The 12,541-nt window shown below is 35.2% G+C and carries 11 protein-coding genes; 7 read left to right on the top strand and 4 right to left on the bottom strand.

From position 1 onward, the window contains the following. Positions 1-85: 85 nt before the first annotated feature. The 4 genes from JRC48_RS05100 to coaD all read left to right on the top strand — a co-directional run bounded on the left by JRC48_RS05100 (position 86) and on the right by coaD (position 2,968). On the top strand, positions 86-340 hold the full coding sequence (locus tag JRC48_RS05100; RefSeq protein WP_235070462.1) for a transposase: 255 nt from the start codon (positions 86-88) through the stop codon (positions 338-340). Then, positions 295-1,590 carry an IS66 family transposase gene (locus JRC48_RS05095; protein ID WP_370630394.1) on the top strand — a complete coding sequence of 432 codons (1,296 nt, stop codon included), beginning with the start codon at positions 295-297 and terminating at the stop codon, positions 1,588-1,590. The genes JRC48_RS05100 and JRC48_RS05095 overlap by 46 nt, the downstream gene beginning before the upstream one ends. A gap of 286 nt (positions 1,591-1,876) precedes the next feature. Then, positions 1,877-2,437: a 16S rRNA (guanine(966)-N(2))-methyltransferase RsmD gene (rsmD, locus tag JRC48_RS05090; RefSeq protein WP_235070778.1), complete on the top strand. Its 561-nt coding sequence runs from the start codon at positions 1,877-1,879 to the stop codon at positions 2,435-2,437. Between the two features lie 36 nt (positions 2,438-2,473). After that, the gene (coaD, locus tag JRC48_RS05085) at positions 2,474-2,968 is read left to right on the top strand and encodes a pantetheine-phosphate adenylyltransferase (RefSeq protein ID WP_235070777.1); all 495 of its coding nucleotides are present in this window, start codon (positions 2,474-2,476) and stop codon (positions 2,966-2,968) included. Between the two features lie 133 nt (positions 2,969-3,101). Here coaD and JRC48_RS05080 read toward each other — a convergent pair whose 3' ends face one another. Next, positions 3,102-4,571, bottom strand: coding sequence for an IS1182 family transposase (locus JRC48_RS05080; RefSeq protein WP_235070776.1), 1,470 nt, complete (start codon positions 4,569-4,571; stop codon positions 3,102-3,104). Between the two features lie 150 nt (positions 4,572-4,721). After that, a complete protein-coding gene (locus JRC48_RS05075; protein WP_235070775.1) occupies positions 4,722-5,834 on the bottom strand; it encodes a nucleoside recognition domain-containing protein in 1,113 nt (370 codons plus the stop codon). Positions 5,835-6,103: 269 nt separating this feature from the next. Here JRC48_RS05075 and JRC48_RS05070 point away from each other — a divergent pair, with 269 nt between their 5' ends. From JRC48_RS05070 to JRC48_RS05060, 3 genes are all read left to right on the top strand, one after another. Next, positions 6,104-6,349, top strand: a complete 246-nt coding sequence (locus JRC48_RS05070) for a FeoA family protein (RefSeq protein WP_235070774.1) — start codon at positions 6,104-6,106, stop codon at positions 6,347-6,349. Next, entirely contained in the window at positions 6,342-8,342 is a 2,001-nt protein-coding gene (feoB, locus tag JRC48_RS05065) for a ferrous iron transport protein B (protein ID WP_235070773.1), read from the top strand. The genes JRC48_RS05070 and feoB overlap by 8 nt, the downstream gene beginning before the upstream one ends. A 146-nt stretch (positions 8,343-8,488) precedes the next feature. Next, complete coding sequence (locus tag JRC48_RS05060) at positions 8,489-10,132, top strand: IS1182 family transposase (protein WP_235070772.1); 1,644 nt, start codon at positions 8,489-8,491, stop codon at positions 10,130-10,132. Here JRC48_RS05060 and JRC48_RS05055 read toward each other — a convergent pair. Continuing rightward, the gene (locus JRC48_RS05055; RefSeq protein ID WP_235070771.1) at positions 10,087-10,755 is read right to left on the bottom strand and encodes a CPBP family intramembrane glutamic endopeptidase; all 669 of its coding nucleotides are present in this window, start codon (positions 10,753-10,755) and stop codon (positions 10,087-10,089) included. The genes JRC48_RS05060 and JRC48_RS05055 overlap by 46 nt on opposite strands. Positions 10,756-11,283: 528 nt before the next feature. After that, on the bottom strand, positions 11,284-12,474 hold the full coding sequence (locus tag JRC48_RS05050; RefSeq protein WP_235070770.1) for a transposase: 1,191 nt from the start codon (positions 12,472-12,474) through the stop codon (positions 11,284-11,286). Positions 12,475-12,541 lie beyond the last annotated feature (67 nt).

Here is a 12,541-nt window from a genome sequence, read left to right as displayed (position 1 = left end):
AAAATCCCTTATTTCTATTTTCATCTGTTGTGAGATTAGGTATACTAGGGTTAAGATATAGACATTTTGAAAGTAGGCGACTTGGATGACAGAACTTGAACAACACTTAATGGAACAAAATAAGGCACTTCTAGAACAAGTTCGCCAATTAACTGAACAAATTCAGTATCTAAATAAAAAGCTATTTGGATCTTCGAGTGAAAAGACTAAAGTAGCCGAAGGCCAAATTTCATTATTTGATCCAGATGATTTTTTGAAGAGACAGAGACAACTGAAGACCAAACCGTCGAAGAAATCACGTATCGACGTAAAAAACAAAAAGGAAGAAAAGCAGAATTAATCAAAGACTTACCCATTGAAGAAGTTCATTGCCAATTACATGGGGAAGACTGCCGATGTATGAATTGTGGAAATGAAATGAAACGAATGGGGAAAAGGATCATTCGTGACGAAGTCTGTTTCGTTCCAGCCCGATTATATAAAAAGCGTTACATTGCTTATACTTATGCTTGTGATTGTCATGACGAATCTATCGAAGCTAAACCGATTCGTTGTGCCGAAACACCAAAAGCTCCGATTCAAAGAAGCTTTGCCGGAGCCAGTGTTTTAGCTGAAGTTTTTCATCATAAATACATCTTAAGTATTCCTTGTTATCGCCAGGTATCAGAATGGGCACGCTATGGATTGAGTGTGAGTGATAAAACCCTCTCTAATTGGATTATTATCGCTAGTCATGATTGGTTACGCCCCATTTATGATTTACTTAGAAAAGCGTTAGTCCAAAATAAGGTTTTACATGCGGATGAAACACCTTATCAAATCTTAAATCGAACAGATGGTAAATCAGCGACCTCTCAAGCACGGATTTGGTTATTCCGTACCATCAAAAATACCGAACATCCTGTGGCGTATTACCATGCCGATCTGACACGTGAACGTGCGGTGGCAACCACCATCTTAGAAGGATTCAAAGGATATCTTCATTGTGATGGTTATTCAGGATATAAAAATATCCCGAACATTTCATTAGTTGGGTGTTGGGCCCATGTCAGAAGAAAATTTTTCGAGATACCAGGAAACAACGGAAAAGCGAAAAAAGCAGTGGAGTACTGCGATCAAATCTTTAGCTTCGAAAAGACTATTAAAGATTTATCTCCTGAGCAACGTCAAAAGCAGCGCCAACTGATCATCAAACCTGTTGTGGAAGAATTTTTTGACTGGCTAGAATCGTTCTATGCCATGAAAGGAAAACTTCAAACAGCGGTGATGTATGCCTTAAATCAAAAGGTAGAACTTTTGCGCTTTTTAGACGATGGAAATCTTGAAGCCTCGAATAATCTAGCTGAACAAGCGATTCGCCCTATCGCGATTGGTCGTAAAAACTACCTCTTTTCAACCAGTATGAAAGGCGCGACTGCTAATGCGATGGCATACACGATCATTGAGACAGCCAAAGCAAACAGTCTAAATCCGTCTAAATATCTCACTTATCTTTTTGAAAAACTGCCAAATGTAGATTTCATACGAAATCCAGACTTGTTGGTGGGCTTTTTGCCATGGGCAAAAAACGTTCAAGAGAATTGTGGATAGCGATATAAAATAACAGCTACCAACTCTGTACCTTTAGTTTACAGGATTGGTAGCTTTTTTTGTACCCGTGTTATTATTACGTGCTTACGATAAAACAAAAAAATAAGCCGCCTAGGGGGAGGCGACTTATTGTTCATACTTTGACCATATGTGAAAGGGAGAGGAGAAGTATGATAGAAGAATAGGGGGGATTATTTTTACAGTAACCTCTCGGCTACAATTATAATATTGACATTACCTTTATTTTTTATACAATTAAAGTAGAAAAATATTAGGAAGTGATAAAATGCGAGTTGTTGCCGGAACATTAAAAGGACGTAGCATCAAGGCAGTTAAAGGAACAAATACGCGACCAACGACAGATAAGGTTAAAGAAAGTATTTTTAATATCATTGGCCCATATTTCGATGGTGGTTTAGCGCTAGACTTATTTGGTGGTAGTGGAAACTTAGGAATTGAGTCGTTAAGTCGAGGGATTGAACGTGTGATTTTTGTCGATCGAGAAACAATTGCGATCAATACTATTAAAGAAAACGTCAAAGATTTAAGAATTGAAAATCGTGTAGAGATTTATCGTAATGATTATTTTCGAGCATTAAAAGCGTTAGTGAAACGCCAAGTTCAATTTGATTTAATCTTACTAGATCCACCGTATAAAGGTCAAAAAATTAATGAAATTATTGAATTTATTCATGAACATGAATTATTGGCGGTAAATGGGATTATCATGGCAGAGTGTTTAAAAGAAGATCCATTACATGAAGTTGTTGGAGATATTGAACAAGTAAAGCGTGAAATTTATGGAATTACAGCTATTACGATTTATCATCGAGTAGAGAAGGAATAATTTAAATTATAGAAGTCGTTATGGAGGATGTAAAAGATGAAAAAAGTAGGAATTTATTCTGGAACATTTGATCCTGTCACAAACGGCCATATAGATATCATTGAACGTGGCTACGAGTTATTTGATTATCTTTATGTTACCGTGGCTCAAAATATTAATAAACAAACGTTATTCAGTTTAGAAGAACGCGTTGAGATGTTAAAACGTGCAACCGCTCATTTACCAAATGTAGAAGTGGTTGTATGCATTGATCAGCTAGTTGTTGATTTTGCCAAAGAGGTTGGTGCTAAAACGATTTTACGTGGACTTCGTGCAGTAACCGACTTTGAATACGAGTTTCAAATTGCAACAACGAATAAACGTTTAGCGCCAGAAATTGAGACCATTTTCTTAATGACAAAGGCAGAAAATATGTTTTTATCTTCATCAACGACTAAAGAAGTGGCTCGATTCGGTGGCGATGTCTCGAGTTTTGTTCCAAACTTTGTAAAAGAATCATTAGAAGAAAAATATCGTAAAAAAAGAGGCTAATATAGGAGGCCACTGAAAATCTATTCTGATTTTTAGTACTCAGGTAATCTCAAATAAAAAAGTTAGAAAATCAGGATTTAAATTCCTATATTTTCTAACTTTTTTTATGTGTTATGACTTAAGAGCGAAATCCTTACGCTTTTTCATGGATTAATTTTAGAATTCTTTTTAAATTAACTCCAAATAATGTTGTGGCTGCTTGCAACTGCATACCAAAAAGACCTGATGACGTCGCTTGATCGTAACCATGTCTACACTTTAACTCACTATTTTTCGCTTCAATCATATAGCGATACTTTGCTTCTTCTTTAAAAGCGTCCGTCTCTTGAAATTCAGCTTGTGCTTGATGTGTGTTGGATTTGATGGAAACCGAATATGACCTTGTTTTCGCACCCTCTTTGTAACACCCATCTCTTAATGGACACACCTGACACTTCTCTACATCAAACCAATAAGACTCAACAGTTCCTTCACCATCTTCTTCATGTTTTTTAGGTCGTGTACTTGTCTTTTTAATGCTCATGTGACCTGCAGAACAAACATACATCTTTGCATCTTTGTTGAACTCAAACTTTTCTGCATTTTTTCGATTGCCATGTGTGACTGTTTTACTTAAACGTGAAACTAACTGTATCTTTTCTTTCGATGTAAACTTTAAATTATCTTTTTCTGAATAGGCTGCATCACCGATAATTGTTTCAACTTTCATCCCTGCAGTTCTTGATTTTTCTACTAATTCTTGTAGTTGTTTTCCATCATGTTTTTCCCCTGTTGTCACAATAGCCCCCACCATGATTCGTTCCTTTGTCATGGCAATATGTGTTTTATATCCAAAATAATGACTATCCGCTGTCTTATGTCCCACGCGTGCATCTTTATCGTGCATGCATTGGATATGTTCTAAATCATCCTCGATGACTTCTTTTAATAAATTAAGTGTTGATTTAACAGCAGGCATATTTGAGACAACTTCATTTCTTTCAATAACTTCAACGACACTTTGAGCATCATTTAATTCTTCTTCTAAATTATTATTAGGATTTTTATCGGGCATTAATTCTTTCATTGTTTCATCAACTTCATAAACTTGACGACGAAGCTTTTTAGATAACTCAACTAAGTACTCCTTAGGTGATTTTTGATGGTAACGGCTTTGAGTGTGGGTGGAATCCACAATAATAGCTTTACTTTTAATTAAGTCATGTTCAATCGCAATCTCTACCGATTTCTTCATTAATAAATCTAATAGTTCAACATCCTTTAAACGTAACTTTCTAAACTTCGTTAATGAACTGGGATGAATAACATCTTCTTCTGGTGCCATTCCTAAAAAATACTTAAATGACAGATCATAACGCGAACGCTCCACCACATCTACATCAGATAGTTCATAAATGACTTTTAATAATAGATATTTAAATAAGCGAATGGGATCAATTGCATTTCGACCATTATCCACACAATATTTTTCTTTTAACTCATCGTAAATAAATGAAAAATCAACCACTTCATTCATTCGTCTTAATAAATTATCTTTTGGAACCACCATATCATATAATCCTGCGTATGCGCTAAGTGGTAAAGCATTTTGTTTAACTAACATAAGCACCCCTCGACAAAGTTTGACGTTAGTTTCATTTTACCGTAAATCAAAAAAACATCCAACACTTCTATTGAAATGTTAGATGTTTTTCAGATAGAGGACTTTTTCAGTGGCCTCCTAATATAGCCTCTTTTTTTAATAAGATGTTAATTAATTTAAAATGATGGTTTTAACTTGATGATAAGCTTTAAGTACAAAGTAAAGACTTAATAAAATTATCATCAATGAAATAAGCGATGATGACGTTATGACTTCTGCTGATCCTATCGGTAAGAATGTCTGAACCTCTTCTGTTGAGAGGCTTTTCCAAGTGAAACATAAAATAGTTGCACTGGTTAATCCATGAAGAACACGCATCATCAAATATTTGAAGTATGAAATATTTAGGTTTTTAGCAAACATAAAGCTTTGAGTATGAACAGATAAGCCTGTAAAACTTAAAATAAAGGCTGTTAATACGAGTTTAGTTTGAATCGGTGCCTTTGTTTGAGAGACCTTTGTTACCCCTTGTGTGAATTCTAAAATCCCAGCAATAATTGGTTCGGTTGAATCAAGTCCAAACGGACGGACGAAAGGAAGAAGTAACACATCAAGAAGTTGAGTGAAATGAATCACATTAAGTGCTTCTGAAATGAGATAGAAAAACACAATAATGCCACCAACACGAATTAAGGTCTGAATACTCGTTTCAATACAATCAATTAAAATAGTTGAAAATGATTGAGTTGGAAACTCAACAGAAACTTGACGAATACTTCCTTTTGAACGAAGTAAAGGATAACAAAAGATAAATACAGTGAGTGCCCCTAAAATATGAGCCATTAGTAACAAATAGCCAACTTGAGTCGATCCATATAAAACAACACCAACCGTTCCAATAATGAAAAGAGGACTTGAAAAGTTACATACATACATTAATCCTTCCATTTCTTTTGAACTAATTAATTGTTGGTCGTAATAATCCCTCGCCATTTTTGACCCCGATGGATTTCCACTAATCAAACTTAAAAAGATAACAAAAAAAGTAATCGGTGATAAGTGGAGCAGGTATTTAAATAATGGCGCAAGTATTTTACCAATGAGCTGCGGCACTTGATAATAAATCATCAAGCGCGTAAGGACAAAGAAAGGAAAAAGTGAAGGAATAACTTTTTCAGCCCATGTCGTGAATCCAGTTTTTGTAGCTGCAATCATGGGTGCGGGTTGTAATAATAAGATCCCAAGAAATAAAAGAAGAACAACAGATTTCATGATATTTTTCATAGTTCATCACCTATAATGAATGTATTGTTAAATCCGAAGAAGTATGTCTATTTTTTATTGACATAGAGTTACAAACAAAAAAATCAATTTTTAAGAGATATGACATGATAAACAATACTTTTTTAGTATTACTTTAAGAAGGGTTGAGGAAATTAGGCTAAAAGTCCCACTTAAACTAATCCATTGATCGGAAAATAGACATGAATTAACAAATATGGTATAATATAGTAAATTGAGAATCGTTATCATTACAAAAGGAAGGTGAAAACATGAACTTATCGGCACTGAAAAAGGGAGAAACGGCAACTATTTTAGCTTTTAAAGATTTATCAGAGAGTTTTAGTCGCCGACTTTATGATGTTGGGATTTCGATTGGTTCTGAAGTGACCATATTAAACATCTTAAACTTTGGTCAATTATTTTATATATCTATTGATGACGTCGATTTTTGTATTCGAAAAAAAGATGCTAAAAAAATCGCAGTTGAGAAGCTAGAAGGAAATGGAGATGAGTGACTTGCGTTTCATGCTAATTGGAAATCCTAATGTCGGAAAAACAACACTTTTTAATGCGTTAACAGGATCAAATGCCCATGTAGGGAATTGGAGTGGAATTACGGTTGATAAACTAGTCGGAATCATCAAACAAACGGATCATGAGTTAATTGATTTACCCGGAACTTATAGTGTGACGCCAAGTAGTGAAGATGAAGGGGTCGTGACGTATGCTCTTTTGAATGAATCATACGATGGCCTTTTAAATATTGTCGATGCAACTCACTTAAAGCGTAATCTTCATTTAACCATTCAATTACTTGAAGCGAATGTTCCAATGATTGTTGCGATGAATATGATGGATGCCTTGACCAAAAAGGGATTTAAATTAAATGTTGAGCAGTTAGAGAAATTGTTAGGAATAGAAGTTGCCTTAATTTCAGCACGTCAAAATGAAGGGGTCAATGAATTAAGTCAACAACTCTCACATTTAACGCTTAAAAAAACGTTTAGTTTATATTATGGGGTTGAGATTGAAACAGCCATTTCACAAATAAAATCTCTTTTAAAAGAAGTTCCCGAAGGAATTGATGCTCGTTGGATCGCTATTCAAGCGCTAGAAGGAAATGATGGGATTTATCGATCACTGAAACTTGTCAATGAAGCTCAAATTAAAGAAATCGTTAGAACAACAGAAGAAAAAATTATTAACCAAAAGATTGCCCTCTCTTTAAAAGGCGCTATTTTTAATAAACGACGCGAATTCATTCATAAAATTTATAAGTCTTGTGTAGAAGTGATTCCTGGAGCGAGACTTGAAACGAAACCTAAATTAACGCAAACGGATCGTTATTTAACCCACCCCGTCATTGGAGCTATTTTCTTTTTAATGATCATGTTCTTCATCTATTCGATTACGTTTGATTTAGTTGGAAATCGTATCTCAGACGGATTTAGTGCAGTTTTAGACAATTGGATTACCCCGTGGCTTTCTAATCTTGTGATTAGTTTAGGGGCTAATCCAGATGGATTTATTTATGGAGCACTCATCGATGGATTAGTAGCCGGTGTTGGAGGTGTTCTTGTCTTTTTACCTCAAATTTTAATTTTATTTTTCTGCTTATCATTAATGGAAGCGACTGGATATATGGCTCGCGTGGCGATTGTCATGGATTATATCTTCTCAGGATTTGGGTTAAACGGGAAGGCTATTGTCCCTTTAGTAACAGGATTTGGATGTAACGTTCCAGCCATTATGGCGACGCGTACGATTCCTGATCGTCAAGAACGAATTAAGACGATGATGGTTGTTCCATTTATGTCATGTTCAGCTCGATTACCTGTTTATGTTTTATTTGTCGGTATGTTTTTTAGCCGCTATCAATCGCTTGTGATTATGGGGTTATACTTACTTGGAATTATCATTGCGTTATTGAGTGCTAAATTACTATCCGTTTCAATCTTTAAAAAGACAGAAGATCATTTTATTTTAGAAGTGCCGCCTTATCGATTACCGCAAGTTAAAAACTTACTCAGTCAAACGTTTGATCGTGGAAGTGACTTTGTTCATACGGCTGGAAAGTTTATTGTCTTAGGGTCGGTTATTTTATGGATTTTGCAAGAGATGGGGCCTAATGGCTTGCATGTTGCAGGAGATGAAAGTTATTTAGCGATGCTTGGTGGAGTGTTAGCGCCAATCTTCATTCCTTTAGGATTTGGAACGTGGCAAGCCGCGAGTAGCTTAGTTGTTGGTTTTTTAGCTAAAGAGCTTGTTGCCTCATCAATGTTAATTATTTGTGGGGCAGAAACAGGACTTTTAACTTTATTTACTCCGTTACAAGCTTTTAGTTTCTTAGTCTTTTCACTGTTATATATTCCATGTCTTTCAACAGTTGGTGTGATGTATCAAGAAACGAAATCTGTTAAAACAACGACGTTCATGGTTTTATTTGGATTAGTTGTTGCTTATGTTGTTAGCTTTGTTGTTTATCAATTAGGATTAATCATAATTTAAGGATAAATAAAAAAGACACAACGCCAGGTGGAGGTCACTGAAAAACGCATCACAATAAATGGAAACCACTGAAGCAAGAATTGTCTCAGTGGTTTTTCTTATACATGATATAATTTTACTATCATTGACATCTTTGGAGGCTCACCATGATTAAAGACTTTGAACAATTATCCTTAAATCTTTCTCAAGGACATCCCTTATACGATAAAATCGTTCCCAAAAATCATCCCTTACGTTTAATCGAGGAACAGATTGATTTTTCATTTGTCACACCGTTACTAAGTGATCGTTATTCCATTGATTATGGACGTCCTGCCTATTCTCCTGAAGTCATGTTTAAGTTATTATTCCTTAAAATGCTTTACAATCTGTCGGATGAGCGTGTCATTCAAGAGGCTCAAGTCAATATGGCTTATAAATACTTTTTGAATTTAGACCCCGAAGATCCACTCATGCATCCGTCTTCCTTAACTAAGTTCAGAAAACTGAGATTAAATCAAGAGGACATCTTAGAGGATTTATTAGGTGAAGTGATTAACCAAGCGATTCAAAAGAACTTAATTCCATCAAAGACACTGATCCTGGATGCCACACATACACGAAGTCAGTATCAAGTTAAAACTCCCATTGAGAATTTAAGAGAGGTTTCTAAAAATATCCGAAAACAACTTTATCGTTACGTTCCTGAGGTGAAGGATCATGTTCCTCCAAAGCTTCATTCCACTGCTTCACTTGAAGAAGAGGTCATTTATACTCAAGAATTAATAGAGTTTTCTCATCGCTATCAAGATAAAAATAGACAGATTCAAGAAGCGAGAGAAAAAGCGTTAGATATCCTAAAAAATCGAACCTACCAAGCCATTCTTTCTGTCTCAGATCCAGAAGCTAAAATGGGTTATAAATCTAAAACTGAGGCGTTTGCCGGATATAAGACACATCTAGCCATCACGGAGGAGCGTCTCATGACAGCGATTGAAGTGACCACGGGTGAAGTCAGTGATGGAAAGTATTTGAAAACATTGGTTGAAAAATCAAAAAAGAACGGGATAGAAGTGAAAGAAGTCTTAGCGGATGCCGCCTATTCAAGTAAAGAGAACTTAGGGTACATGGAGCAAGAAAATATAACGGCTGTAACGCCGTTAAATCCAATTGTCTTAAATGGTGGAAAACGAGAAGTTGAAGGATTTGAATATAATAAAGATGCGGGACAAATGAGATGTCCAGCTGGACATTTAAGTGTCAGAAAAGCCCGTACGGGAAAGAAAAATCAAAAAAAGAATCAGAGTTTAACCTATTACTTTGAGATAGAAAAATGTAAGCATTGTCCTTTAAGAGATGGATGTTATCGACCAGGGGCTAAGTCGAAAACCTATTCTATGACCCTTAAATCGGACATTCATCAAAAAGCTATCGACTATCAGAAGACAAATGAATTTAAAGAGAAGAAAAAACAACGTTATAAAATTGAGGCCAAAAATGCCGAGTTAAAACAGTCTCACGGATTTCAAACATGTAAATTCGCGAGACTTTTCGGCATGAAAATCCAAGCCTATTTAACTGCCTTTGTCGTTAATGCCAAGAGAATAGTGAAGTTAGTGACAGAAAAACAAGCGATCTTTCAGATAGGTTTATTGGATCTCATACAAAAAATGGATATGATAGAGAATAAAGAAAAAGGAGCCTATTATTTTATAAATAATAAGCTCCTTTTTCAGTGGCCTCCGCCAGGTGCGTTGTGTCTTTTTTATAAGCTTGTAAAAAGAACGAGTAGGGTTGAAATTAAGTTTTGAATGGCATGAACACCGATTGAAAACCAAATGTTTTGATGACGATAATAAACGTAACCTAAGGCAATTCCCATTGCCATATATTGAATTAAATAAACAAAGTCACCTGCGCTCACAACATGAATCATTCCGAATAAAAAGCTACTTAGTAAAATTCCAACCCATGGCTGTTTCATGAGACCACCCATAATGGTAAATCGAAAGACTACTTCTTCAGCTAGTGGAGCACAAAGAACGGTCATGATCGCCATTAAAATTGGATGAACATCCATTAAGTTAGTGATGAGTTGTTGATTGACTGATGTATCCGTTGATTGAGTTAATAAAATAACTATCATTCCAGAGACGTATGATGCAGCAAATAAGATCCCCCATCCTGCTAAAATACCTTTAAGGTAGGTTGCAGGTGAAGAAATACTTTTAAACTGTTCTTTAAGTTCGCGTCCAAAGAAAAGAAAAGACACAGCCACTAAAACGATGTAAGAAATTAAATTAGCGTAAACTTGAATATCTGCGTCATTAGTTAAAAATATTGATAGCGCATAGACTGAGATCATTGGTAATAAGAACATGACAAAGATATAAGTGAAAATCAATAGCGTTGATTTAGCTTGACGTAAATTCATTTGACACCTCCTATATCTATTATGGTAATTATGATTTATTATAGCATATCACTGATTAAAAAGGAACATGGTATCCTATTCTTCCCAACGAACATTAGGAGGTGCTTAGATTTATATTTTATTAAAAATGGGAGGCATAGCATGTGTTCATGGCCTCCCACTAAGGCCATTTTTTAAGATCAAGTCTTTTGAGTAAACTCTTAAAGTTAAAAGTCATGATGACAGATGATTTTCTTAGAACATTCTCTATCCTAAATTATTCACCATAAAAATGTAAAAAGCGTTGAGCCCTTAGTGGAATCAACGCTTTTTATCTATTTTTTATTTCACCTTTTAAGTGAAGCATTTTACTATGAAAATAATCTCTCATTTGATATCGTTTTAATCGCCAAACAAAAACATATTTAAGGAGAGATTACTTTTTTATGATACATCAAGACCAACTTCATTTCAATAAAAAGATTAAATTTAATCTATTAACGTGCAGTTTTTAAGAAAAATTTTCCATGCGGTGAAAATACACTGATTCTATGCAATTTTCAATTCTTCAAAAATGGTATTTAAACCTACTCCGGTTTGCGCTTTGATGTAAATGAACTTAACTAATTCCTGTTTTTGTTTTCGTTGGCATTCGCGTAAACTCTCGCCAATACAATCCCCTGTCTTAGTTACACGCTTTAGATACAGGTAAACGAATTGAATCATTAACATCAAACGTTTAATCCCTTTTAATGTTCGAACTTGGTAACGAGCCAATCCAAAGTTTTGTTTCGTTTCACGAAAGAATATTTCAATGGGCCAACGTTTCGTGTAGTGCTTAAGAATTTGTTTAGCAGACAATTTTAAATCATGACTCATAAAACAACGTAAGGCTTTTTCTTCAAGTGGAGCCTTTTGTGGCCAACTCAAAATGATTTTGACGACATGGCCACCTCTCACTCGACCCTCATATGTATAAGTATAATAGGTCTCTGATCCAACTGTGACTAAGTCGAGATCTTTGAGGGATAAGGTGTTCGCAAATGATTTAAGTTGAATCCCTTTCGGACGATAGCCTTTCGGAAGAATGATTCGATTGGTTTTGATTCCTCCTAAGTAATAAAAGCCTAATTGATTAGCGATTTGGAATAAGGTTTCACAAGTATACCAACTATCAGCTAGGATGTATCCTTTATGAGGCGGTTTAGGTAAAGTGGTGAGAATCTCCTTAACGAGTTCAATTTTACTCTGTTTATCTTTCTCATACGGAATGATTTGATACGGTAAGGTGACGTCATCACATTGAAGCATCAGGGTAACAAATTGATGGCCATAGACGTATTGATGATGAAGATGAGAGTAGTGCCAACCACATCCTTGAATAGGATAAGTCGCCTGTGACGAGGGCTTAGTTTTAACACATGTTGTATCATCTACTAATACGTAAATAGGTTTTCCTGTTTGATGTGAACGATTGTAAATGCAAGATAGAAGATGGGATTGAATTTGATTAGAAATCATCTCATCATCCCAGGAACTATCATTTAAAAATCGTCCAAAAGTTGTCCGATGACAATGCTTAACGGCAGAGATTTTGCCCGTATAAGTTTCACTAATCATCAAATTTAGGAAATGGTTAAGATGCTTAAACTGTGGTTTCGATAGAAATAAGTCTAAGTCTAGCCCTTTTAAAAATTTGAAAATTGAATGAGAATCTGATATAATACCTTCCATGAACATTAACTCAATTCCTCCTTGTTAATTGGTTGTGCGAGACTTAATTATACAAGGATTTGAGTTAATGTTT

This window comes from Turicibacter sp. TJ11, from assembly GCF_021497505.1.
Taxonomy (GTDB): domain Bacteria; phylum Bacillota_I; class Bacilli_A; order MOL361; family Turicibacteraceae; genus Turicibacter.
This window is presented reverse-complemented; position numbering and strand designations above follow the sequence as displayed.